We start from the raw sequence: 22,879 nt of genomic DNA, 5'->3' as shown, positions 1-22,879 counted from the left end.
GCACGGCCGGTCATGCCGACTGGATCAGGCGCGCGGTGGTTTGAAGGGGGAGAGGCGATCGGCCGACGCCGGCAGCCCGATGCTGCTGTCGCCATAGCTGTGCTGCGCATAGGCGATCGGGAATGCCGTCTCCTGCGGCGCCACCGAGGCGACGTGGGTCAGGCAGTGATCGCCATGCAGTGAGGCCGGATGCGCGGGAGCCTTGCCGCCGGTATCGTTGATCGACTGCGCGATCGAGAAGCCGGGAGCTGCATCGTCATCGCCGTCGAAGGCCCAGCCGTGGAAGAACGACAGCACCAGCGCAAGCGAAATCAGCCCCGCAAGCAGGCTGCGCCAGCGGCGCGATCCTGTTGCATGAGTGGAAGGCTGAGTCATGGTGCGCGAAGCGTCCATGGGCCCTAATTAGCGCCGCGACCGCGCGCATTCAAGTTCGACGCTGCGACAGAATTGCCGCGGATACTATAACGTTACACTTTCTCAGCGGTTCGGCGCATCAGCCAGCGTCGCGCTGCGACGACAGCCCAGATCGCTTCGACCAGCCCGAACGGCCAGGCGCCCTGCAGGAAACCGTAGGCCGAGCCGAGCGCGCAGGAGACGGCGAAAGCCAGGATGAACCAGGGACTGCGATCCTCGGCTGCGTAGCAGACGAGCATCATGGTCACGGCGAACAAACCGAACAGCGTGAGCGCATCCATTCCGCAGCAGGACTCCTGTTGTAACGCAGTTGATATCTGAGCATGCTTGGGCTGGAATATCCATCCAGCGTCGCTGCCTGAAAGGATTGCCCCCATGAAGCGCATGCATGTTCACGTCGCCGTCAAGGACATCCCGCAATCGGTCAGCTTCTACTCGGCGTTGTTCGGCGCCGAACCGACGATCGTGAAATCCGATTATGCCAAATGGATGCTCGACGATCCCCGCGTCAACTTCGCGATCTCGACCCGAGGCCGCGAGCCGGGGCTCGATCACCTCGGCATTCAGGTGGAGAGCGCCGAGGAGCTCGGCGAGGTCTATGGCCGGCTGCGCAAGGCGGGCGGCGAGGTGATCGAGCAGGGCCAGACGGTGTGCTGCTATGCCAGGTCCGAGAAGTCGTGGATCGATGATCCCGCGGGGATCGCGTGGGAGACCTTCCATACGACCGGCGAAAGCATCGTCTACGGCGACGGCAGCGGCGAGCGGACCGCGCGCGTCGCACACGAGAAGCTGGACGGGCAGCAAAGCGCCTGTTGTGCGCCACAGCCCCAGGCCGCGCCGCCCGAGGCTCCGGCCTGCTGCAAGGCGTGAGTCGAAGCGGCCGCGCACACTAGGGGTCGAAGTTCTTGTAGCCCGGATGAAGCGCAGCGAAATCCGGGAGCCGCCAACCGTTGATACAGGTCCCGGATTGCGCTGCGCTTCATCCGGGCTACGCACCGCCGGGCCAGCCGTCGCGTCGGCGCAGCCGGCTACCGCTGTAAGCAAATGCTTAATGCCTGCGACATATTATCTCAGCGACGACTCCCCTCCGTGCTAACAGCCCCTTAACCATGCGGCTTTTGCCAATCAAGGATCCTGAGCGGTCCTGGCGTCTCATCAAGGCACAATGGAAGAAGGACGCTGAAGGCGTCGGAGAGGATTTTGCCACCTTTGGCGGCATCGGAGCCTTTGAAGCGCTGACGGCCAGGGAAGGTGACAGTCAGGGGCTGTATCACCTGACCGACGGCGAACGGGTCCACGCGGTCTGCCAGGTCAGACGTCTGTTGATGAGCCGATATACGTCGCCGGCGCTCAGCACGCGCTTCATCAATGTGTCTCCGATCTACGATCTCGGCCTCGCCGATGTCAGCGATTACGCGCAGATGCTCGTGGCCCTGTTCTCCGGCGTCGTCTGGCTGTCGCGTGATGCGCTGGCGGCCAGCCACATCCGTTTTCTCCTCAAGAGTCCGGGCGACTCGCAATTCTTCGCCGCGCTCAAGGCCGCGACGCCGTTCTCGCCATTCTCGAAGTTCAGCATCGAGGGCGCGTTGATCGAGTGCAGCCTGAAGGAGGCCTGAGGCGGTCGCGCCCTGAGGATTCCCGTGCTGATCGCGCTCAGCTATTCATCCACCTTAACAGTCCGATAACTGACTTTCCTAACGAGCCCTTGGGTTGTGTTCCCTTAGAAGGGCACCCGCAGGGGCAGGAAAATGTCGGTTGTGTCAACGAACAGCGTGAAGCCGGAGCACCGGCGGCTGTCGATCAAGGGTGTGTTGCGCGCCACCAGGATGGGCGCCATTCAGTGGCTCGTCCTGAGCGCCGCGCTGCTGGTGCTCGCCATCACGCTTGGCACCGGCTATCTCGCGCTGCAGTTTCGCGAGCGCGCGCTGGAGATGTCCGAACGCGAGCTCAACAACACCGCGCTGCTGCTGTCGCGGCATTTCGACCAGCAGCTCAGCGACCTCCAGCATGTCCACGACGACATCGTGAACTATCTGCGGTCGGAGCAGGTCGAGACCGCCGATCAGTTCGAAAAGAACATGTCGCTTTTGAGCGCACACGAGATGCTGCGCACGCGGCTGGCCGCGCTGCCGCATGTCGGCGGGCTCAATTTGTTCAATGCCAAGGGATGGCTGATCAACTCGTCCGAGATGTGGCCGGTGCCCGACGTCAGCATTGCCGAACGGCGCTATTTCCAGGAGTTCACCTCGGGACGACCGACGTCGCCTGTCATCGTCGAACCTGCGATGAGCAAGGTGACGGGCAACTGGACCACGATCTTTGCGCGCAAGATCACCGGGCGCAACGGCGAGATCATCGGCTTTGCGAGCCGCGGCGTCGAGCCCAGCCATTTCGAGTATTTCCTCGCCTCGCTGGCATTGAGCGGCGACACCGTGATTTCGATGATCCACCGCGACGGCACGATCATCGCGCGCTATCCGCAGGATGCCGGCGTGATCGGCCGCAACATCATCAACCTGCCAGTGTTCCAAAAGGTCATCAGCTTTGGCGGCAACACGTCGGGACGGTTCGTTGGCGCTTCTGGCGAGGAGAACGTCGGTGCGGTCAGATTGCTGTCGCATTTTCCGATCCTGATCCTCGCCACTACGAAGACATCGAGCGCGCTGGAGGACTGGCGCGCCCAGACCAAGCTGCAATTCTGCGCGGCCGTGTTGGCGGTACTGGTCATCAGCTTCGCGGTCTTCCTGATCGTCCGCCAGCTGCAGCGGCAGCACGATGCGGCGCAGCGCCGGCTGTCCGAGAAGAGCCAGCATCTCGACACCGCCATCAACACCATGACGCAGGGGCTTTTGCTGTTCGATGCCTCGGCGCGGCTCGTGATTTGCAACCAGCGATATATCGACATGTTCGGCCTGTCGCCCGATGTCGCCAGGCCCGGCTGCCATCTGCGCGATCTGATCCTGCATCGCCAGGCGCTCGGTTCATTTGTCGGCGATGTCGATGAATACTGTGCGCGGTTCACCAATCCCAAGGGTGACGAAATCCGGGATTCGGTGATCGTGACGCCCGACGGCCGCAGCATCCGCCTGATCTACAAACGCGCACCCGACGGCGGCTGGGCTACCACGCTCGAGGACGTCACCGACGGGCGGCGTGCGCAGGCGCAGATCGAGTATCTCGCGCATTACGATGCCTTGACCAATCTGCCGAACCGGACGCTGTTCCAGCGTCACGCGGAAGAATTGTTGCGCGAGGCGACCGTCCGCGAGTTCGCGATCCATTACATCGATATCGACGAGTTCAAGCGGATCAACGACACGCTGGGTCATCCGATCGGCGATGAATTCCTCCGGCGCGTGGCCGACAAGCTGCGCCAGTCGGTCGGATCGAACGACTTCATCGCGCGCCTCGGCGGCGACGAGTTCGCGATCGTCCAGCATGACATCATGTCGGACGACGACGTCAGCGATCTGGTCGCGCGCGTCTATCAGTCACTGCGCACGCCGTTCGACTGCCACGGTCATTGGCTGTCGAGCGACGCCAGCATCGGCATCGCGATCGCCCCGCGTCACGGCTCCGACCTGTTCGGCCTGCTCAAATGCGCCGACCTCGCCATGTACGCGGCCAAGGCCGCCGGCCGCAGGACCTATCGCTTCTTCGATCCGGCGATGGAGAAGCAGGCCAATCTGCGCCGCGCGCTGGAGGCCGATCTGCGAAGTGCGTTGGCGGAAGACCGCTTCGAGCTGCACTATCAGCCGCTGGTCGACCTGCGCAGCGACGAGGTGACCGGCTGCGAGGCGCTGCTGCGCTGGCGGCATCCGGTGCGCGGCATGATCTCCCCGGCGGAGTTCATCCCGGTCGCCGAGGAAACCGGGCTGATCGAGGAAATCGGGCAGTGGGTGTTGCGCACCGCCTGCATCGAGGCGGCGGGCTGGCCGGCGCATGTGCGCTTGGCGGTCAACGTCTCGCCGATCCAGTTCAAGTCGGAGACGCTGGCGCTGAAAGTTGCAAGCGCGCTCGCCGAGAGCGGGCTCGACCCGCGCAGGCTCGAGCTCGAGATCACCGAGGCGGTGCTGATCGCCGACGACGATGCGGCGCTTGTCACGCTCGGCCAGCTGCGCGCGCTCGGCGTCCACATTGCGCTCGACGATTTCGGCACCGGCTACTCGTCGCTGCAATATCTGCAGCGCTTCCCGTTCGACAAGATCAAGATCGACCGCAGCTTCGTCAAGGAAGTGACCCGCAACAGCGGCTCGGCCTCGATCATCCGCGCAGTGGTCTCGATCGCCGCCGACCGCAACATGATCACGACCGCCGAGGGCGTCGAGACCGATCAGCAGCGCGATACCGTGCAGATGCTCGGCTGCACGCAGATGCAGGGCTATCTGTTCAGCAAGCCGGTTCCCGCGCAGGACCTCCGGACGCTGCTCGCGGCCGATAGCGTCGAGGACGCCGCCTGAGCGGCTTTCCCTGAAAAGTTCCAAAAAATCGACCTGCCGACGCGACCGGCGCGGAACCGAAATCGTGGAACCGCGTTCCTTTGCGGGGCTCGACCGGCAGGCGATCAATGAAAACCGCAGTAGTGTCCGCGGCCATGCTGCTGTTTGCCTCAAGCATGGCGAACGCAGAGAGCGGCCTTGCGTCCTATTATCGGGGGATCGGCAGGAGTGGCGAGATGACCTGCGCGCATCGCAAGCGGCCATTCGGCAGCATGGTCACCGTGTCCTATCACGGGAAATCGATCCGGTGCCGGGTCAACGACCGCGGACCGTTCGTTCGCGGACGGATCATCGATGTCTCGACCACGGCGGCGCGCGCGCTCGGCATCCTTCAGCTCGGCGTCGCGCATGTGGTGATCGAGTAGCGCGCGGCCGGCGGCGGGATCAGGGTTTTGAGGTGGTCGCCCGCTGCTCGGCGATCGCCTTGCGGAGCGTGCGCGACAGCGCCTCGACCGAATAGGGTTTCTGGATCAGCTCGAAGCCGCTATGCGCGTTCTCGGCGAGCACGTTGCTGTAGCCGCTGGTCAGCACCACCGGCAGGCCGGGAAAGCGATCGCGGATCACGCCGGCGAGCTCGACGCCGTTCATGCCGGGCATGATCACGTCGGAGAACACGAGGTCGGCGGCGAACTCGTTCTCGGAGAGGATCGACAGCGCCGCGTTGGCGTTCGCTGCGCGCTTGACCGAATAGCCGAGATCCTCGAGCAGCTCGGTGGAGAACTGGCCGACATCGTCGTTGTCCTCGACCACGAGGACGCGATAGCCGCGGCCGATCGAGGCCTGCTCGATGCCGGCGCTGGCCGCGACCTTGGCGTCCGCCGGGCGCATCGCCTGCGGCAGATAGATGGTGAAGGTTGCGCCGTGCCCGGGCGTGCTGGTCACCTCGATATCGCCGTCGGATTGCTTGACGAAACCGAACGCCTGGCTCAGTCCGAGGCCCGTTCCCTTGCCGACCTCCTTGGTCGTGAAGAATGGTTCGAAGATAGCGTCGAGATTTTCCGGCGAGATGCCGGTGCCGGTATCCTGGATCGAGACCGTCACGAAATCGCCGCTGCGCGAGGCCTGGGCGCGCAGGGCAGGGATGTGCTTGACCTTCCTGACGCCGATCGTCAGCTGGCCTTCGCCGTTCATGGCGTCGCGGCCATTGACCGCAAGGTTGATCATCGCGGTCTCGAACTGGCCGATATCGGCGATCGCAAAGCAGTCGGGATCCTCGATCCTGACCTCGATGTGGATCCGCGCGCCGACCAGCGGACGGATCAGCTGCACCACGCTATCGACCTGCGTCCCGACATTGAACACTTCGGGATTGAGCGGTTGCCTGCGCGCAAACGCCAGGAGCTGCGCGGTGAGCTTGGAGGCCCGCTCCACGGTCTCCGAGATCGCATCGATGTAGCGGCGTCGCCGCTCGTCCGGCAGCTCGCGGCGGCGCAGGAAGTCGGTCGCGGAGCGGATGATGGTGAGCAGATTGTTGAAGTCGTGCGCGACGCCGCCGGTGAGCTGGCCGACCGCTTCCATCTTCTGCGACTGCCGCAGGGCTTCCTCGCCAAGGCGCCGTTCGGTGATGTCGACAGCCTCCGGCACCGCGCCGACGATCGTGCCGTGCTGGTCCTGCAACGGGCGCATCGCGAAATCGAAATAGCGCTCGCCGATCGGCAGGTGCAGCTGCAGCTCGATCTTGACTTCCTCGCCCCGCATCGCGGTCGCAAAGGCATTCTGGATCACGCGCGGCATGCCGTCGGTCGCAGTGAACCAGGGCGTGTCCCAGAACGGTTTGCCGACGACGTCGGCGGCCTCGGCGCGGATGCCGGCCAGCGCGGTCTGGTTGGTGTAGAGCAGGTCGCCATCCCGGTTGAGCAGCATCTGATATTGATGGCTGGTTTCCAGGATCGCGCGGGTCTGCGCTTCGCGGGATTCGAGCTGGGCGGTGCGCTCCAGGATGCGCCGCTCCAGCGACTCGTTGAGCTTGCGCAGCTCGATCTCGGCTTCCTTGGCCGCGGTGATGTCGTGGGCGACGCCGATGAAGCCGATATGCTTGCCGTTCGGGTCCCAGCGCGGTTGCGATTCCGAGCGCAGCCAGCGCCAATCGCCCGCGGCATTCCGGTAGCGTGCCTCGAGCACGAATGGCTTGAGCGACAATTCGCCGGTGATCTGCTGCTGCAGGATGTTCGGCAGATCATCCGGATGCAGCGCCTTGCGCCAGTCGAACACGACGGCTTCCTCGAACGGCAGGCCGAGGAAATCCAGATAGGCCTGGTTGGCGAAGGAGCGGGTGCGGTCGAGCTTGGTCACCCAGATCGGCACCGGCGCGCTGTCGGCGATCAGGCGGAAGCGTTCCTCGCTCTCGCGCAGGGTTTCCTGCGCCAGCATCTGATCGGTGACGTCGAGATCGGCACCGACCAGCCGCAGCGCACGGCCGTTGCGGTCGCGGTCGATCTTGGCGACGACACGGATCCAGCGGCTCTCGCCGTCGTTCGGGCGGATGATGCGGTACTCGGCGGTGTAATCCTCGCCGCCGGCCTTCAGCAGGCCGAACAGGTGCTTGATGGTTCGTTCGCGATCATCGGGGTGGATGCGCGCGACCCAGTTCTCATAGGTCTCGTTGACCTCCTCGGGCGGCAGGCCGTGCACCAGCAGATATTCGGGAGAGCGGCGGTTGCGCACGCCGTCGCGGAAATCGATCTCGAGCCCGCCGACCCGCGCGATACGCTGGATCCGTGCCAGCTCGGCCTCGCGCTCCTGAAGCTCGCGATGGGCGCGGTCGCGTTCGCGCGCGATCTCCTCAAGGTGCTGCCGCAGCCGTTCGGCTGCCGCAGCTTCGGGAAGCACATCAGCGGGATCGGGTGGGGTCATACGCGCCGGCAACCTCTCGGCGCAGTTTCACACAGGACGAGGCGGCTTTTCCAGCGTGATTTGCGGCGATCACTTGCCCGTCACTTGCCCTTCATTTGCCTTTGGGCGGGCGGCAATTATAGGCCCTGCGGAACCCGGCGGCCTGCGCATCCTCCTCGGAGCAGAACCAGCGATCCGGATTGCCAAGGCCCGGGTAACTGCGGCACGCCTGCAGGTGATAGATGCCGACATTGCCGGTGACGCGGGCGCGCACGGCGTACTTGCCCTTGATGTTGCAGCTTGCCGGCATCGGCAGGTCGTCGGGGAAGAGCGCATTGCGGATCTGCGTGTCGCGGTCGGCCGGGCAGGCGTTGCCGAGCAGGGCGCCGTCCTTCTTGCCGAGACGAAAATCGCGCGGCGCCACGAAGCAGCCCTTCCACAGCCCCGCACGACTGTCCGTGGCGGTGGCTTGATCCGGCTTGAATCGGCCAGTGGCCGACGTCTCGACGTTGAGGGCGTAGCCCTTCTGCACCATCACCTGGCTCAGGCTGGTCGGGTCGCCCTCGAGCTTGCAGACGCCGAGGCGGCGCTTCTTGAAGGTCGGATCGACGCCGATATCGTCGCAATGAATCGGCTTGCCGCCGATCAGTCGGGTCAGCTGGTCGCGCGCTTCAATCCCGCAGGTCCAGACGTCGGCGTGCTCGTCGATGCAGAGCTGGTCGGCCGCCGGCGCGTCGATGCCGTCGAGCCGATAGACCGTGTTGCCGAGCTGAACCGTCCCGGCGTCCTTGACGATAGCCGTGGAGGGGCCACCGGTCGCAGACAGCGCAGCCGTCGCAGACAGGACAGGGCTCGCGGACAGGCATGTCAGGAGAAGCGTCGTGATGACCGGATTCCGAAACCGCATTTTCTCACTTCAGATTTTTGGCGGGCAGCCGAACTTCTAGCACAGGCAGGTGCGATCCAACCAAGGACTGTTCGCACGCGATGCGTGCGCGCCGTCACATCCCGATCGGCATTCCGCGACGTAGAACGGCCGGACATTGCTATCGAAGGGATGCTGATATGGCCGAGTTCATCATCAACCTCATTGCGGATGTCATCACCGACATCTGGACCCTGCAATACCTCGCGCGCTGGCGGCGGAAGCGAGAGGCGCCTCGGCAGACGGCTTCCGAGCAAAGATCCGATTGACTTAATGAGAACAAAATAGGAACATGATGTGCCACCTGAATCCCGGATGCCCCATGATGTCTGCACGGCCCGAATCTGATGACGATGACGGGCTGGAAGCGGCTGTCGATCAGGCTATTTCCGCGTGCGGCGGCAATTTGCGCGCGACCATCCGGGCGCTGATCGTGGCGAATGAATTCCTGGAGAACGAGGTTAGCGATCTGATGAAGGCCGTCGCGAAGGCGCATTCGCGCGGCCGCTTCAAGACTTATTCGGGCTGAAATACCCCTCCGGCTACCGCCAAGAACCGGCCAAGGACCGGCCAAGGACCGGCCAGGCGCCGGGCCCGGTCTGCATTTGCCTCCGGGGCATTTTGCTGTACCACGGAGTGGTTACGCCAATCGCCCGTGCCGGATTGCGCGGGGAGGAATCCTGCCCAAAGCCCAAGCAAGAAGAGCATGTTCAAACGAATCCTGATCGCCAACCGCGGCGAGATCGCCTGCCGGGTCATCAAGACTGCGCGCCGTATGGGGATTGAGACGGTTGCCGTCTACTCCGAGGCCGACCGCGACGCGCTGCATGTCGAGATGGCCGACGACGCCGTGTTGATCGGCCCGCCCGCCGCGGCCGAGAGCTACCTTTTGATCGACAAGATCGTCGACGCCTGTCGCAAGACCGGCGCACAGGCCGTGCATCCCGGCTACGGCTTCCTGTCCGAGCGCGAGGCGTTTCCGCGCGCGCTGGAAGCCGCCGGCATCGTCTTCATCGGCCCGAACCCCGGCGCCATCGCCGCGATGGGCGACAAGATCGAATCCAAGAAGGCCGCGGCCAAGGCCAAGGTCTCGACCGTGCCCGGCCATCTCGGCGTGATCGAGGACGACAAGCACGCGGTCCAGATCGCCGACGAGATCGGCTACCCCGTGATGATCAAGGCCTCCGCCGGCGGCGGCGGCAAGGGCATGCGCATCGCGCATTCGAAGAGCGAAGTCGCCGAAGGCTTCAACCTCGCCAAGGCCGAGGCGAAGTCGTCGTTCGGCGACGACCGCGTCTTCATCGAGAAATTCATCGTCGATCCCAGGCACATCGAGATCCAGATCCTCGGCGACAAGCATGGCAACGTGATCTATCTCGGCGAGCGCGAGTGCTCGATCCAGCGCCGCAACCAGAAGGTCATCGAGGAAGCGCCGTCGCCGCTGCTCGACGAGCAGACCCGCCGCAAGATGGGCGAGCAGGCGGTCGCGCTGGCCAAGGCAGTGAACTACGATTCGGCCGGCACCGTGGAATTTGTCGCCGGCCAGGACAAGAGCTTCTACTTCCTGGAGATGAACACCCGTCTGCAGGTCGAGCATCCCGTCACCGAGCTGATCACCGGCATCGACCTCGTCGAGCAGATGATCCGCGTCGCCGCCGGCGAGAAGCTTGCACTCGCGCAGAAGGACGTCACGCTGACCGGCTGGGCGGTCGAGTCCCGCGTCTATGCCGAGGATCCGTTCCGCAACTTCCTGCCGTCGATCGGCCGCCTGGTGAAGTACCGTCCGGCGGCCGAGGCCAGCCATGACGGCATCACGATCCGCAACGACACCGGTGTGCAGGAGGGCGGCGAGATCTCGATCCACTACGATCCGATGATCGCCAAGCTCGTCACCCATGCCCCGTCGCGCGCCGCGGCGATCGAGGCGCAGGCGACCGCGCTCGACGCCTTCTATGTCGACGGCATCAGGCACAACATTCCGTTCCTGTCGGCGCTGATGAACCATCCGCGCTGGCGCGAGGGCCGGCTCTCGACCGGCTTCATCGCGGAAGAATTCCCCAAGGGATTCTCGGCGCGCGCCCCCGAGGGCGAGATCGCGCGGCGGCTCGCGGCAGTCGGTGCCGCGATCGATCACGTGCTGGGCGAGCGCAAGCGGCAGATTTCCGGCCAGATGGGCGGCCGGGTGGTGCAGCGCGAGCGCCGTCGCGCGGTGTGGCTCGATCGCGCCGAGATCGCGCTCGACGTCGCGCGCGAGGATGACGCCATCGCAGTGCGCTTCATCGGCGCCGACGGGCTGCCGGGCAATCCGCACAATCTGGTGTCGAGCTGGGCGCCGGGCGAGCCGGTGTGGCAGGGCACCATCGACGGCAATTTTGTCGCCGTGCAGGTGCGGGCCATCAACAATGGCTTCCGGCTCGCGCATCAAGGCTATGAGGTGCCGGTCTATGTCTTCACCGAGACCGAGGCGACCTCGGCGCGGCTGATGCCGGTGACCTCGGCCGCCGACACCGGCAAGAAGTTGCTGTGTCCGATGCCCGGGCTCGTGGTGTCGATCGCGGTGACCGAGGGCCAGGAGGTCAAGGCCGGCGAGACGCTCGCGGTGGTGGAAGCCATGAAGATGCAGAACGTGCTGCGCGCCGAGCGCGACGGCACGGTCAAGAAGATCCACGCCGCCGCCGGCGCCACGCTCGCGGTCGATGCGCTGATCCTGGAGTTCGCCTGAGATTGTCATTCCGGGGCTCGCGAAGCGAGAACCCGGAATCTCGAGATTTTGGGTGCGCAATTGCGCACCTGAGGGTTCGATGCTTTGCATCGCCCCGGAATGACGTGAGTGAGGGGTGTCCCCATGGCTTTCCGCAAACGCCGCGAAGCACTGCGATCGATTCTCAGCGGATCATCCTGCATCCGCCCGGGCTCGGTCTATGACGCGACCTCGATCCGGATCGCGGAGGATCTCGGTTTCGAGCTCGGCATGTTCGGCGGCTCGGTGGCGTCGCTCGCCGTGCTCGGCGATCCCGATATTGCGCTGATCACGCTGACTGAATTCGCTGAACAGGTACGCCGGATGTCGCGTGCTTCGACCCTGCCTGTGCTGGTCGATGCCGACCACGGCTACGGCAATGCGCTCAACGTTCGTCGCACGGTTCAGGAGGTCGAAGCCGCCGGCGCAGCCGGCCTCACCATCGAGGATACGCTGCTGCCGCAGGCGTTCGGCCAGGCCAAGGCGCAGCTGATCTCGCTCGAGGAAGGCGTCGGCAAGATGAAGGCCGCGCTTGACGGCCGCAGCGATCCGTCGCTCGTCATCCTGGGCCGGACCGGTGCCGTTTCGATCACTGATCTCGACGACGCGATTGCGCGCGCCAGGGCCTATCAGGCGGTCGGCGTCGATGGACTGTTCTTCACCGGTATCAAGTCGCGCGGTGAGCTCGAGGCGCTCTCGGCCGCCACGACGCTGCCGATCGTGCTCGGCGGCGCGCCGGAGGAGATGACCGCGCTGGATTATCTGGCAAGCCAGCGCGTCAGGATCGCGCTGCAGGGCCACGCGCCGTTCGCGGCCGCAACCCAGGCCGTCTACGAAACGTTGAAGGCGCTGCGCGAAGGCGCCTCGCCGAAGAATCTGAAAGGCATCGCCTCGTCCGAACTGACCAGCCGCGTGATGCGCGAGGCGGAGACCAAGGCGCGCAGCGGCGAGTTCCTCGGCCTGAAAAAATGAGCGGTGTGATCCGCCATGTCACGGTCAGTGGCCGGGTGCAGGGCGTCGGCTATCGTGCCTGGGTGGACGAGCAGGCGACCTCGCGCGGCCTCGAGGGTTGGGTCCGCAATCGCCGCGACGGCAGCGTCGAGGCGGTGTTCGTCGGCCCCGAGGCCGTCGTCGCTGACATGATCGCGGCCTGCGGCCGCGGACCGTTCTCGGCGCGGGTCGATGCCGTGCACGCCGTATCAGGCAATTCCGATCTTCTGAACCTGCGACGGGCAGGGGAGCGGTTCTCGATCCTGCCGACGATATGACGCGTGGTCACGCAACAGCCGTGATCACCAGCGCCTGAATGCGGCCTTCGATCGCGCCCTTGCCGAAGCGCCGCGCGAGCGCCGATGCGGCGTGCTCGGTCGCGGCGTCGAGGCCGATCCCGCCGCGCGCCTCGATCTCGCCGCGCAGCGGTGAGCCCTGGCAAAAACCGATCGCCGGATCGTGCGGCGCGTTCGCCCGGCTTTGCTGCCGGACGGTGTCGATCTCGATCTTGCTGAAGCCCGCGGCCAAAAGATCGGCCCGGATCGGGTCTACCGCGTAGTGGCCATGGGGCGTGCGCGCCAGGAATCGCGGCGGATCGGCCGGGAAGACCTCTGCCAATGCCTGGGTCACCACGTCGGCAAACTCGTTCTCTTCGATGCGATCCCACATGCTGAATAGGAAACGGCCGCCCGGCTTCAGGACACGGCGAGCTTCCGAATAGCCCTTGGGCTTGTCGGGGAAGAACATCGCGCCGAACTGGCAGGCGACGACATCGAAGCTCGCATTGTCGAACGGCAGGTTGAGCGCGTCGGCCTGTCGCCACGTGATATCGGCCGCGTCCGGCATCCGCGATTTCGCCCGTTCGAGCATCGGCTCATTCAGGTCGGTCGCCACAATGCGGGTGCCGCGGCCGAGCGCTGCCGACAGCGCGCGGGTCACGGCCCCGGTGCCCGCGGCCGTCTCAAGCAGGTCGCGCGGGCCAACGGCCTTGGCGCGTTGTGCGAGATCGCGTGCGTAGGGTTCAAAAATCATCGGCACGAGGAGCCGGTCGTAAAGTTCTGGAATGGACCCAACGAACTCCTTGTCGGACGCGGGCATCGCAAGCTCCTTGTTGGCCGTGAAGCTGGCTCATGTCGACAGCCCGCGATCCGGCCGAAAAATCGTCCACCCGGATCAGCTTGGACGAAGACGTCGGTCGCGACAAAGGAAAATTCGTCATCTGTGATGATCACCCGCGCTGGGGTCACACAGGCGAGAGGCGCACGCTAGGTCGCGCGGCGTCCCTGAGCGGCATCGATGACCCTTGACTTCCGCTCCGAACAGTCTGATATTTCTGTCATGACAGAAATAACCGCCAAGAAAAAACTTCCTGCCGCCGTCGAGCGCTTCATCCTGCATTGGGGCGACATGGGCGACGAATGGGGCGTCAACCGCTCGGTCAGCCAGATCCACGGGCTGCTCTATCTCGCCGAAGCGCCGATGACCGCGGAGGACATCGCCGACACGCTCGGCATGGCGCGCTCCAACGTCTCGAACTCGATCAAGGAATTGCTGTCCTGGGGGTTGATCCGGCGGGTGCCGATCCTCGGCGACCGCCGCGACCATTTCGAGGCCGAGACCGATATCTGGGAGGTCGCGGCGAAGATCGCAGCCGGGCGCAAGGAGCGCGAGATCGATCCCGCGCTTGCCGCGCTGCGCGCTTGCGTCTCCGACGCGGCCGACGATCCCGCCATCAGCCCGCTCGCCAGCAAGCGGCTGAAGGAGATGCTGACGTTCACCGAGCTGGTCGACCGCTGGTACACGCAGATGCTGAACGTGCCGCGGCCGCGCCTGGTCGCGCTGATCAGGCTCGGCGAGAAGATCGTGAGTTTCCTGCCGACAGGCAGAGCCAAATAGGGGCGGCGGCGTAACGGGAGTGTGCGATGGCGTCAGCAAGGATATCCACCTTAAAGACAGCGCCGGCTTCCGATACGAAACTGTTCGACGACCATCGCTTCCGCGCGTTGCTGCCCGACGAGGATTGGGGCCGCCTGCCGGTTGCGATCTGGCGGCGCTTCTCGAAGCGGTTCGAGGACGGCAACACCGTCGTCTATGTCGGCGAGGTCGACGAAGCCTCGAGCAGCCGCGCCGGCTGGTGGCTGGCACAGGCCGCGCGGCTGATCGGCGGACCGCTTCCGACCGGCACCGAGACCGGCGTGCCGATGATCGTCACCGTTACCGAGGACGCCGCGAGCGGCGGCCAGATCTGGACCCGCATCTGCGCGCGCCGCGACGGCTTCCCGCAGGTGATTCATTCCGCCAAGCGTTTTGCCGGCCCCTCCGGGCTCGAGGAGTATGTCGGCTTCGGCGTCAGCATGGCGTTGCGGATCGCGGTCGAGCACGAGGCGCTGGTGTTTCATAGCGTCGGCTATTCGCTGCGGCTCGGGCCGTTTCGGATGCAATTGCCCGAATGGCTCACACCTGGCGATCTCACCGTGACCCATTCCGATCTCGGCTGCGGCGACTTCCGCTTCACGCTGGAGATCATCCACCCGCGTTTTGGCCGGCTGATCCGTCAGTCCGCCGTGTTCAGGGAGGCCTCGTCATGACGCCGCTGCTTTGGACCCTCGTCGCGATCCAGATCGCGATGGGCGCGTTCGATACCTTCTATCACCACGAATTCACCGAGCGGCTCGCCTGGCGTTCCTCGCAGCGCCATGAGCTGCAGCTGCACAGCGTGCGCAACATGCTCTATGCACTGCTGTTCCTCGTGCTCGGCTGGCTTCAAGTGCACGGCATCTTTGCGATCGCCATCATGGCCGTGCTGGTCGTCGAGGTCGTCATCACGCTGATGGATTTCGTCGAGGAGGATCTGAGCCGAAAACTGCCGCCGAGCGAGCGGATCAATCATACGCTGCTCGCGATCAACTACGGCGCCATTCTGGTGCTGCTGGTGCCGGTGCTGATCGGCTGGGCGACGCTGCCGACGGCTGTCGAGCCGGCTTATGCGGGCCTGCTGAGCGTGTTCGCAACTGCCGCGGCCTTCGGCGCCGCGCTGTTCGGTGCCCGTGACTTCGCCGCTGCGAGGCGGCTGGGACGGATGGTCAGCCTGCCGGCCGCCACCTTGGTCGAGAAATTGCCGGCGCGGCAGACCGTGCTCGTCACCGGTGCGACCGGATTCGTCGGCAGCCGCCTGGCCGCAAGCCTCACCGCATCCGGCCATCAAGTGATTGCGCTGATCCGCAATCCGGCGAAGGCCGAGATGCTGCCGCCGCCGGTGACGCTGATTACGAGCCTCGACCAACTGCCCGCCAACTCAGGGATCGACGCCATCGTCAATCTCGCGGGCGAGCCGATCGGCAATGGTCTTTGGACCGAACCGAAGCGCCGCAAGATCATCGCCTCGCGTATCGACATGACGGCTGAGGTCGTCAGGCTGATTGCGCGGCTCGAACGCAAGCCGTCGGTGCTGGTGAGTGGCTCCGCGATCGGCTGGTACGGTCTCTGGCAGGACCAGGTGCTGACGGAGTCGGCGAAATCCCACGCCTGCTTCAGTCATGAACTGTGCGAGGCCTGGGAGAATGCGGCCAAGCCCGCTGCCGATCATGGCGTGCGCGTGGCGTATTTGCGGATCGGTCTCGTGGTCGGCACCGACGGCGGCTTCATTACGCGGATGCTGACGCCCTTCGAATTCGGTCTCGGCGGCCCGCTCGGCTCGGGCAAGCAGTGGATGTCATGGATCGAACGCGACGATCTGGTGCGCTTGATCGCGCATGTGATCGCGAAGCCGGAGCTCGCAGGCCCGATCAACGCGACCGCGCCGATCCCGGTCACCAACACCAAGTTCACCGAGGAGCTGGGGCGGCGCCTGCATCGACCCGCGATCTTCCGCGTGCCTGCCGCGCTGCTCCGCGCCGTCGGTGGCGACTTCGCCAATGAGCTATTGCTCGGCGGCCAGCGTGTGCTGCCGAACAAGGCGCTGAGCAACGGCTTTGTGTTCCGCCACGAAACCTTGCGCAGCGCGTTCGAGGCGATCTTGTGAGGAGGGCGAGATGTCTGATGACGGTTGCCGTGCCTTTGGAGGTTGGCTCGCCGGATGCGGGGCCGCAACTGCGGTTCTCTCCGGCGTTGTCCAGACCCTCTTGATGGTCGCATCCGGCGGCGACATCATAAGGCTGCTGGGAGGCGCCATCGCGCTTCTGCTTCCCACATTCCTGGTTCTCGTCATCACGTGTGTGCTGACCGCCATTCCTTCAGCGGTCGTGATCTGGCTGAGCGAGGAGTTTGAAATCCGATCCGCCGGGTTCTTCGCCGGTGCAGGCGCTGCGATCGGCGCGTTGAGCATCACGGTGCTGCTGCGGTCTCCGGCCGTCTGGACATCCGGACTTGTCTGCCTGTTCGCCGCAGCCGGATTTGTCGCAGGCCTGACCTACTGGTTTGTCGTGAGAGAGCTGGAAGCCGCCGAGCATTCCTCGTGATACCGCAGAGCGGTGCCCGCACTACGCTGCAGAGGCCACGCTGCGGAACGTCGCCGCCAGCGTCCGCAACGCCGCGAGCTTGGCGGGATCGCTGACCTTCGAATGCAGCATCACCTTTGACGCGCCGAGCCGCGGCAGCTTGTGCGCGGGTCCGATATCGAGCAGGCCCGGCGGCGCGATGCGGCGGACGAGGGGCGCAACGGCAAGGCCTGCGAGCGCGGCAGCCACGACCGCGGTGACGCCGCCGCCGACGAAGCTTTCGGTCCACGCGATGCCGGCCTTGTCGAGCGATCGCACGGCAAGGGCGCGCACGCCGCAGGGCGGTGCCAGCGTAGCGAGCGGCAGTGCGTCGCCGCGCGGCCAGACGAAGCGCTTGGCGGCGAACCAGCCGAATTCGTCCTCGGTCAGTTTCTCGCCGCCGCGCCGGCTGCCTTCCTGGCGCACGATCACGGCGTCGAGTTCGCCGGCATCGTAGGCGTCGAGCATCTCGCGCGAGAAGCCGATGGTCACGGAGAGTGCGAGCTGGGACGCCATTGCGTGCAGCCGCTCCAGCAGCGGCACGAGTTCCGGCCCGGCGGCGTGATCGCTGATCCCGAGTGTCAACTGCTGCCGCGCTGGTTTCTCACCCGACAGCGCACGGTCATGCACCTCGATCAACGCGCGGGCATGGTGCAGGAAAGCCGCGCCATCGGCGGTCAGCCGCACCGCGCGCGGCGAGCGTTCGACCAGCCGCTTGCCGAGCACGGTTTCCAGCCGCTGCAATTTCATGCTGATCGCCGCCTGCGTGGTGCCGAGTGCCTCGGCGGCGCGGGTGAAGCCCTGCAGCTCGGCGACGAGGAGGAAGGCCTGCACGGTGTCGATATCGAGCGTCGCCGTCATGATCAATATTCGTTATCATTGCTATCCGTATAGATAAGATACCAAGATGATGTGCAAAGGTCTAGCTAGAGGAGGCGCGATTGACCCGCGCCAACCGAATTCAAGGAGACCGATCATGCCGCTCATCACCGTCACCTATGCAACCTCCCGCGAGAGGCCGTCACTGAAGTCCGACATCGCCGCCGCGGTGTCGGAGCTGACCGCAGGGATTCTGCACAAGGACCCCAAGGTCACCGCGATCATCGTGAAGTCAGCCGACGCCACCGACTGGTTCGCCGGAGGCAAGTCGCTCGCCGAGCAGGGGCTCGCGAGCTATTGGCTCGACGTCCACGTCACCGAAGGCACCAACACCAAGGACGAGAAGGCGGCCTATCTCGCGGCGCTGTTCAAGCGGATGGGCGAATTGCTCGGCCCGCTCCACACCGAGAGCTACGCCCATGTCGACGAGGTGAAGGGCGATGCCTATGGCTTCGGCGGCCTGACCCAGGAGCGCCGCTACATCGCCGGCAAGCTCGAGGTCGCGCCGCAGAAGGCGGCGCCGATCGGTTCATCGCTCCGGCCACAGCCCCTTGGACTGTAGCCGCTGCTTGAATCCCAGCAGGGTTCGCGGTCGAAAGTCCTCATATTCGGCCGGCAAGTTCTGCGGAGGCAAATGACCTGCGATCCATTCATCAATGAAGGGAGCAAGGGCGGCCAGATCATCCCTCGAGATCGATTGCAGGGCCACGATCTGGTCGCTGCTGAGCGTCGACGCCTTGGCTGCGAGGCGTTGGCCCTCGCGGCCGGAAAGCTTTTGCGCAGACCAGACCATCAATTGCTGGACGACATTGACTTCGTCGTAGGTTTTGAACCGGACCTCTCCTCGCACGCGCATAAGCGTCACGACCGCGCCCGCCACACAAAGGGCTCCGAGGATGACCGTGCCTGCAAACCACATACGATCGCTCGGCTCCTGGATGCGCGCCTTAAACCGAAGCGTCACTGTGGCGTGGGGCAGATGCTTCCGACAGGTCGGCGTCTATGCCGCCAAACACCTCGGAAAATGCCTGCCGGAGCGCGATGTCGACATCGGCCATCGTGACCGGCAGCCCGAGATCGACCAGCGAGGTCACGCCGTAGCGCGGATCGACCACCCCGCAGGGCACGATCGCCTGGAAGTGGGAGAGGTCGGGCTCGACATTGATCGCGATGCCGTGGAACGAGACCCAGCGGCGCAGCCGCACGCCGATCGCAGCGATCTTGTCCTCGTGACCCGGCCCCTTGTCCGGGCGCCGCACCCAGACCCCGACGCGGTCCTCGCGGCGCTCGCCACGGACGTTGAAGGCGGCCAGTGTGCGGATGATCCATTCCTCCAGCGAGGCGACATAGGCGCGCACATCCGGCCGGCGCCGCTTCAGGTCCAGCATCACATAGGCAACGCGCTGGCCCGGGCCGTGATAGGTGACCTGGCCGCCGCGGCCGCTCTGGAAGGTCGGAAACCGCGGGTCGAGCAGGTCATCGGCCTTGCCGCTGGTGCCGGAGGTGTAGAGCGGCGGATGCTCGAGCAGCCACACCAGTTCCGGCGCCGAGCCCTCGGCGATCGCCGCCACCCTCGTGTCCATCGCAGTGAGAGAATCGGGGTAGGGCACTGGACGGTCCGAAATCCGCCACTCGACCGCTTCGCCGCCCGAAGGGCGCGCAAAGGTCGTCAAATCGAGGCTTTGGCGGTCGTTAACCATTGGCTAACCCTAACGTGGTCAGGTGAATCCACAATTTAGTTCCAGTTCGGCGGTTCAGAAGTGCCCACCCTCGATAAAGTCAGCGTCGATCTCATGGTGGTCCTCGGCACGACCACCATGCCGATCCACCAGGTCATGCGGCTGTCCCGCGGCGCCATCATCGAACTGGATGCCACCGAGGCCGACGAGGTCAAGATCCTCGCCAACAACCTGCCGGTGGCCAGCGGCGTCGTCCTGGTCGACCGCAACCGGATTGCGGTCGAGGTCAAGCAGATGCTGCCGAAATCTCCCGGGGTTCGCAGTTAATTCATGCATCAAGCGCCTTGTCCCTGCATGCATGATTTGTTACATGGCCCCCTCGATGCGGCGGCGCCTTAGGGTTCCATCCGACATCCTTAGCGCTCGTGGCGGAATTGGTAGACGCGCTGCCTTGAGGTGGCAGTGGGTAACACCGTGGGGGTTCGAGTCCCTCCGAGCGCACCACACCTCAGCTGATCCTTGAAATCGCTGGATTTTTCGAAGCATAGCCGTGGCCTGGCCGTGCCGGCCCCGCGCGGGGCAGGTCCGATGAGCGTCGGCGGGCGACGTGAGGCGCCGGTCGATGCGGTCCTGTAACACCGGTCAGGTAGATTCGCGGATGCATGGCCTTGCCGGTGTGGCGCTGCCGACCGGAGGCGGCCGCGTCTCCCGACCGCGCGGCCGCAAGCCTGCCCCACCCGGAGCACCCGATGATCTTTGCTAGCTATGCCTACCGTGTCCTCTCCAACTTCGTGTTCCTGGGACTGGTCTATTTCACGCTGAACCTGCTGGAGAAATACGAGCAGCGCGCGACGGTCGCGATCCTGGTCCTGGTCTATGCAACGATGCATGCCTTGTCGGGCCTGCGCTCGTTCTATTTCTTCCAGCGTATCGAGCGCCTCGAAGGCGAGACGCGGCGGCTCGCCGCTGCGGCCGGCGAGGGGCCCAATGCTGTGGCCTCGCGCAAGCAGATCGTCGCCGACGTCACCGCGCTCAGGCATGCCGGCGAAATCAAATCCTATATCGACATCTTCTTCCTGGCGCTGGTGATCCTGCTCTGCGTCGCCAAGATCGTGGTCAGCTAGATCGCGCTCTAGTCAGGCACGCGCTTGCTGGCCGCCAAGGCCTCGGCGCGCGGGGTGCGCTTGGCGACGTGGACCGACGCATTGCTCGCGGCCGGCGGTACGACACGCAGCGGTGCGCCGTGAAGCCGGCCGTGAGCCGCAGCGGGGATCTGATGCGCGGCCTGCTTGGGGTGCCTGGCCTGGCGCGCCGAAATCGCTTGCGCGCGCGGTGCGCCGACGCCGGGGACAACAGCTGTCGCGCGCTGCGCGGCCGCCGAGCGGGCCGCGAGCAGGGTCAGGTCCAGTGCTTCGGGAACGCGAAACACGTCAGCCGCCGGGATCGGCAATGTCGAGGCCGACGCGGGCTGGGTGAGCTGCGGCTGCGGCCACAGCGTGCGGACGGATGCGCCGACGCGCGCGCGCTGCGCGTGATCGAGAATGTCGGCATCGCGCCAATCCATGTCGGCAAACACCGGCGCCGGCAGCGTCCGCGTCGCGGTGAAGACGAAGTTCGGAATTTTGGGCCAGCGCGTGATCGCGACCGTCTCGGTCGGCGGACGCATGAACCATTGCTGCGGCTCGGTCGGCGTCGCCGGGCGGTCCGCTGTCGCGGGCACGACATGGACGATGCGGTAGCCGCGCTCCTTCAGCGTGTTGAGGATGCGCGGCAGCGCCGCGACGGTGCGCGGCTGGATGTCGTGCAGCAGCAGGATGCCCTTGTGCTTGGCCTCGATCCGCTGGATCGCGAGGTCGTAGACCCGCTGCGGCGAGACGTGGCGCCAGTCGTCGGCCGGGAAGTCGGCGCTCCAGACCTGGATGCCCTGTGACGCCAGATAGGCTTCGGGGATCTCGGCGCGCATCAGGCCGGGGATCCGGAAGAACGGCGCGAGCTTGCTCTTGTCGCCGTTGAGCGCGGCGAGTGTCGAGGCGATGCCGTCGTCGACCTCCTGCCGCACCCGCTCGAGCGGCATCTTGTTCATCGTCAGCGGATGGTTCTGGCTGTGCGTGCCGACGGTATGCCCGGCGGCGACCAGCTTGCGCACGCCCTCCGGATTGAACCGGGCCTGGGAGCCGATGGTGAAGAAGGTCGCCTTGACGCATTGGCTGGCGAGGATGGCCAGCACCTGGTTGCTGTATTTCGGCAGCGGCCCGTCGTCGAAGGTCAGCACCACCTCGTGATCGGCGAGCGGCAGCGTCTCCGGATACTGCATGGTGCCGATCCGCGGATGCTCCCGGGGATCGACGACGATGGTCCGCGAGGTGCCGAGTGCGTTGGGGTTACCCGGGCAATCCGCGGCGAGGCCGGCCTGCGGCGTCATCAAGCAGCAGCCCAGCAGCGCCGCGCCGATCACGGTCCGCGACCGCTTCCGGATCATCACCAGGACGTCTGCAATCATCAATCTCGGCCGCATTCCAAACGCACTGACGAATCCTTAGGTGCGGCCCCATGAATGCCGCCTTAACGGTCTGTAATCCACCTTGGGTGCCGGGTTCAATGTGTCCGGTCGGACACGGTTTTCAACGCCGCCGGGACGATGTGGACGACGTGATAATTATGCTCCTGCAGATACCTTAGGAAGGCCGGCAGCATCTCGGCTGTTCGCATCTGCGGGTCGTGCAGCAGGATAATTCCCTTGCGATGGCCCTCGAGCCGCCCGGTGAGCAGCTTGAGTTCCTCCTCGGGGGTCATCTTGTTCCAATCGCTGGCCCAGAAATCGGCGCCGAACACCGCGATACCGCGCTTTTCCATGCGCTCGAGCAGGGCAGGCGTCGACTCGAAATAGGGGAACCGGAAGAACGGCGTGCTCGGGACCGTGCTCGCGGTACCGCGCAGGGCCGTCTGGACTGCTTCGATCCCCCGATTGATGTTCGCCTCGGCCTGGTCCGTCGGCATTTTGTTGAGATGCGGATGGTCCCAGCTGTGATAGCCGATGCTGTGGCCGAGGCGTGCGATCTTGCGGACCATGTCGGGATGATCGGCCGCATTGCGGCCGACCATGAAGAAGGTGGCCTGCACGCATTCGGTTGCCAGTGCCGTCAGCACCTTGTCGGTGACGCCAGGTGTCGGCCCGTCGTCGAACGTCAGCACGACCTCGCCATCCCGCAGCGGCAGGGTCTGCGGAAAGCTTTTCTGCCCGACGCGCGGATAGGTCGCAGGGTCGACCTCGAGCACACGCGAGGTGCCGAGCGCGTCCTTGCGCGGGCATTCGGCGGCCTTCGCCGAGCTAATCAGCGCAACAGGCGCGAGCGCGATCAGCGCCGCGACAATGTTCAGGATCGGTCGCGGTGCGCTCGACATCTTTCTCATTGCACTGGGCCCCACCGATTAGGTAATCCGTTCCG

26 protein-coding genes and 1 tRNA gene are annotated in these 22,879 nt (G+C 65.2%); 17 read left to right on the top strand and 10 right to left on the bottom strand.

The genetic code is table 11. From position 1 onward, the window contains the following. Positions 1-24 precede the first annotated feature (24 nt). Both AAFG13_RS07855 and AAFG13_RS07850 read right to left on the bottom strand, forming a co-directional pair. Positions 25-375 carry a hypothetical protein gene (locus AAFG13_RS07855; RefSeq protein WP_342711661.1) on the bottom strand — a complete coding sequence of 117 codons (351 nt, stop codon included), beginning with the start codon at positions 373-375 and terminating at the stop codon, positions 25-27. Positions 376-467: 92 nt separating this feature from the next. Continuing rightward, complete coding sequence (locus AAFG13_RS07850; RefSeq protein WP_212318456.1) at positions 468-695, bottom strand: hypothetical protein; 228 nt, start codon at positions 693-695, stop codon at positions 468-470. 94 nt (positions 696-789) lie between these two features. Here AAFG13_RS07850 and AAFG13_RS07845 point away from each other — a divergent pair, with 94 nt between their 5' ends. From AAFG13_RS07845 to AAFG13_RS07830, 4 genes are all read left to right on the top strand, one after another. Next, positions 790-1,284, top strand: coding sequence for an ArsI/CadI family heavy metal resistance metalloenzyme (locus tag AAFG13_RS07845; protein WP_342711660.1), 495 nt, complete (start codon positions 790-792; stop codon positions 1,282-1,284). 239 nt (positions 1,285-1,523) lie between these two features. Next, a complete protein-coding gene (locus tag AAFG13_RS07840; protein ID WP_212318460.1) occupies positions 1,524-2,030 on the top strand; it encodes a hypothetical protein in 507 nt (168 codons plus the stop codon). Positions 2,031-2,162: 132 nt separating this feature from the next. Beyond that, positions 2,163-4,874 carry an EAL domain-containing protein gene (locus AAFG13_RS07835; RefSeq protein ID WP_342711659.1) on the top strand — a complete coding sequence of 904 codons (2,712 nt, stop codon included), beginning with the start codon at positions 2,163-2,165 and terminating at the stop codon, positions 4,872-4,874. A gap of 107 nt (positions 4,875-4,981) precedes the next feature. Beyond that, positions 4,982-5,278, top strand: coding sequence for a septal ring lytic transglycosylase RlpA family protein (locus tag AAFG13_RS07830; RefSeq protein WP_249132367.1), 297 nt, complete (start codon positions 4,982-4,984; stop codon positions 5,276-5,278). A gap of 19 nt (positions 5,279-5,297) precedes the next feature. Here the strand turns inward: AAFG13_RS07830 and AAFG13_RS07825 are convergent, their stop codons facing one another. Both AAFG13_RS07825 and AAFG13_RS07820 read right to left on the bottom strand, forming a co-directional pair. Further along, positions 5,298-7,766, bottom strand: coding sequence for a PAS domain-containing protein (locus AAFG13_RS07825; protein WP_342711658.1), 2,469 nt, complete (start codon positions 7,764-7,766; stop codon positions 5,298-5,300). A 91-nt stretch (positions 7,767-7,857) separates the two neighbouring features. Continuing rightward, positions 7,858-8,652 (bottom strand): thermonuclease family protein, encoded by a 795-nt coding sequence (locus tag AAFG13_RS07820; RefSeq protein WP_342711657.1) that lies wholly within the window; start codon positions 8,650-8,652, stop codon positions 7,858-7,860. A gap of 158 nt (positions 8,653-8,810) precedes the next feature. On the opposite strand from AAFG13_RS07820, the gene AAFG13_RS07815 reads away from it, so the two are divergent. The 5 genes from AAFG13_RS07815 to AAFG13_RS07795 all read left to right on the top strand — a co-directional run bounded on the left by AAFG13_RS07815 (position 8,811) and on the right by AAFG13_RS07795 (position 12,678). Then, entirely contained in the window at positions 8,811-8,939 is a 129-nt protein-coding gene (locus AAFG13_RS07815; RefSeq protein ID WP_342711656.1) for a hypothetical protein, read from the top strand. Positions 8,940-8,992: 53 nt separating this feature from the next. Then, positions 8,993-9,199, top strand: coding sequence for a hypothetical protein (locus tag AAFG13_RS07810; protein WP_342711654.1), 207 nt, complete (start codon positions 8,993-8,995; stop codon positions 9,197-9,199). Positions 9,200-9,376: 177 nt separating this feature from the next. After that, complete coding sequence (locus AAFG13_RS07805) at positions 9,377-11,392, top strand: acetyl/propionyl/methylcrotonyl-CoA carboxylase subunit alpha (protein WP_342711652.1); 2,016 nt, start codon at positions 9,377-9,379, stop codon at positions 11,390-11,392. A gap of 123 nt (positions 11,393-11,515) precedes the next feature. Next, the gene (locus tag AAFG13_RS07800; RefSeq protein WP_342711651.1) at positions 11,516-12,382 is read left to right on the top strand and encodes an isocitrate lyase/PEP mutase family protein; all 867 of its coding nucleotides are present in this window, start codon (positions 11,516-11,518) and stop codon (positions 12,380-12,382) included. Beyond that, the gene (locus AAFG13_RS07795; RefSeq protein WP_212318472.1) at positions 12,379-12,678 is read left to right on the top strand and encodes an acylphosphatase; all 300 of its coding nucleotides are present in this window, start codon (positions 12,379-12,381) and stop codon (positions 12,676-12,678) included. Before AAFG13_RS07800 ends, AAFG13_RS07795 begins: the two co-directional genes overlap by 4 nt. Positions 12,679-12,685: 7 nt before the next feature. On the opposite strand, the gene AAFG13_RS07790 is transcribed toward AAFG13_RS07795, so the two are convergent. Beyond that, positions 12,686-13,498 carry a methyltransferase domain-containing protein gene (locus AAFG13_RS07790; protein ID WP_342711650.1) on the bottom strand — a complete coding sequence of 271 codons (813 nt, stop codon included), beginning with the start codon at positions 13,496-13,498 and terminating at the stop codon, positions 12,686-12,688. A 240-nt stretch (positions 13,499-13,738) separates the two neighbouring features. Here AAFG13_RS07790 and AAFG13_RS07785 point away from each other — a divergent pair, with 240 nt between their 5' ends. Genes AAFG13_RS07785 through AAFG13_RS07770 form a run of 4 tightly spaced genes read left to right on the top strand, consistent with a single transcriptional unit; the run spans position 13,739 to position 16,857 of the window. Then, positions 13,739-14,296: a MarR family transcriptional regulator gene (locus tag AAFG13_RS07785; RefSeq protein WP_212318486.1), complete on the top strand. Its 558-nt coding sequence runs from the start codon at positions 13,739-13,741 to the stop codon at positions 14,294-14,296. Between the two features lie 26 nt (positions 14,297-14,322). Next, positions 14,323-14,988: a DUF4166 domain-containing protein gene (locus AAFG13_RS07780; protein ID WP_342711649.1), complete on the top strand. Its 666-nt coding sequence runs from the start codon at positions 14,323-14,325 to the stop codon at positions 14,986-14,988. Beyond that, on the top strand, positions 14,985-16,421 hold the full coding sequence (locus tag AAFG13_RS07775) for a TIGR01777 family oxidoreductase (RefSeq protein WP_342711648.1): 1,437 nt from the start codon (positions 14,985-14,987) through the stop codon (positions 16,419-16,421). Before AAFG13_RS07780 ends, AAFG13_RS07775 begins: the two co-directional genes overlap by 4 nt. A gap of 10 nt (positions 16,422-16,431) precedes the next feature. After that, a complete protein-coding gene (locus tag AAFG13_RS07770) occupies positions 16,432-16,857 on the top strand; it encodes a hypothetical protein (RefSeq protein ID WP_342711647.1) in 426 nt (141 codons plus the stop codon). 21 nt (positions 16,858-16,878) lie between these two features. Here the strand turns inward: AAFG13_RS07770 and AAFG13_RS07765 are convergent, their stop codons facing one another. Next, positions 16,879-17,736 carry a LysR family transcriptional regulator gene (locus tag AAFG13_RS07765; RefSeq protein ID WP_212318498.1) on the bottom strand — a complete coding sequence of 286 codons (858 nt, stop codon included), beginning with the start codon at positions 17,734-17,736 and terminating at the stop codon, positions 16,879-16,881. A gap of 115 nt (positions 17,737-17,851) precedes the next feature. On the opposite strand from AAFG13_RS07765, the gene AAFG13_RS07760 reads away from it, so the two are divergent. Then, complete coding sequence (locus AAFG13_RS07760; RefSeq protein ID WP_342711646.1) at positions 17,852-18,316, top strand: 4-oxalocrotonate tautomerase family protein; 465 nt, start codon at positions 17,852-17,854, stop codon at positions 18,314-18,316. Here the strand turns inward: AAFG13_RS07760 and AAFG13_RS07755 are convergent. Together AAFG13_RS07755 and lipB are read right to left on the bottom strand one after the other, a co-directional pair. Beyond that, entirely contained in the window at positions 18,284-18,673 is a 390-nt protein-coding gene (locus AAFG13_RS07755; RefSeq protein WP_342711645.1) for a hypothetical protein, read from the bottom strand. The genes AAFG13_RS07760 and AAFG13_RS07755 overlap by 33 nt on opposite strands. A gap of 28 nt (positions 18,674-18,701) precedes the next feature. Continuing rightward, positions 18,702-19,454, bottom strand: a complete 753-nt coding sequence (gene lipB, locus AAFG13_RS07750; RefSeq protein ID WP_342711644.1) for a lipoyl(octanoyl) transferase LipB — start codon at positions 19,452-19,454, stop codon at positions 18,702-18,704. A 60-nt stretch (positions 19,455-19,514) separates the two neighbouring features. Here lipB and AAFG13_RS07745 point away from each other — a divergent pair, with 60 nt between their 5' ends. The 3 genes from AAFG13_RS07745 to AAFG13_RS07735 all read left to right on the top strand — a co-directional run bounded on the left by AAFG13_RS07745 (position 19,515) and on the right by AAFG13_RS07735 (position 20,557). Next, positions 19,515-19,760: a FliM/FliN family flagellar motor switch protein gene (locus AAFG13_RS07745; RefSeq protein ID WP_021080574.1), complete on the top strand. Its 246-nt coding sequence runs from the start codon at positions 19,515-19,517 to the stop codon at positions 19,758-19,760. Between the two features lie 92 nt (positions 19,761-19,852). Beyond that, a tRNA-Leu gene (locus AAFG13_RS07740) sits at positions 19,853-19,937 on the top strand. Between the two features lie 245 nt (positions 19,938-20,182). Beyond that, complete coding sequence (locus AAFG13_RS07735; protein WP_092114879.1) at positions 20,183-20,557, top strand: hypothetical protein; 375 nt, start codon at positions 20,183-20,185, stop codon at positions 20,555-20,557. 8 nt (positions 20,558-20,565) lie between these two features. Here AAFG13_RS07735 and AAFG13_RS07730 read toward each other — a convergent pair whose 3' ends face one another. Beyond that, complete coding sequence (locus AAFG13_RS07730; RefSeq protein WP_342711643.1) at positions 20,566-21,933, bottom strand: polysaccharide deacetylase family protein; 1,368 nt, start codon at positions 21,931-21,933, stop codon at positions 20,566-20,568. Between the two features lie 95 nt (positions 21,934-22,028). Further along, positions 22,029-22,844 carry a polysaccharide deacetylase family protein gene (locus AAFG13_RS07725; protein WP_342711642.1) on the bottom strand — a complete coding sequence of 272 codons (816 nt, stop codon included), beginning with the start codon at positions 22,842-22,844 and terminating at the stop codon, positions 22,029-22,031. Positions 22,845-22,879: the final 35 nt, after the last annotated feature.

It is taken from the genome of Bradyrhizobium sp. B124, from assembly GCF_038967635.1.
Lineage (GTDB): Bacteria > Pseudomonadota > Alphaproteobacteria > Rhizobiales > Xanthobacteraceae > Bradyrhizobium.
The sequence above is the reverse complement of the archived record's forward strand: the minus strand, read 5'-3'. Positions and strand labels throughout refer to the sequence as shown.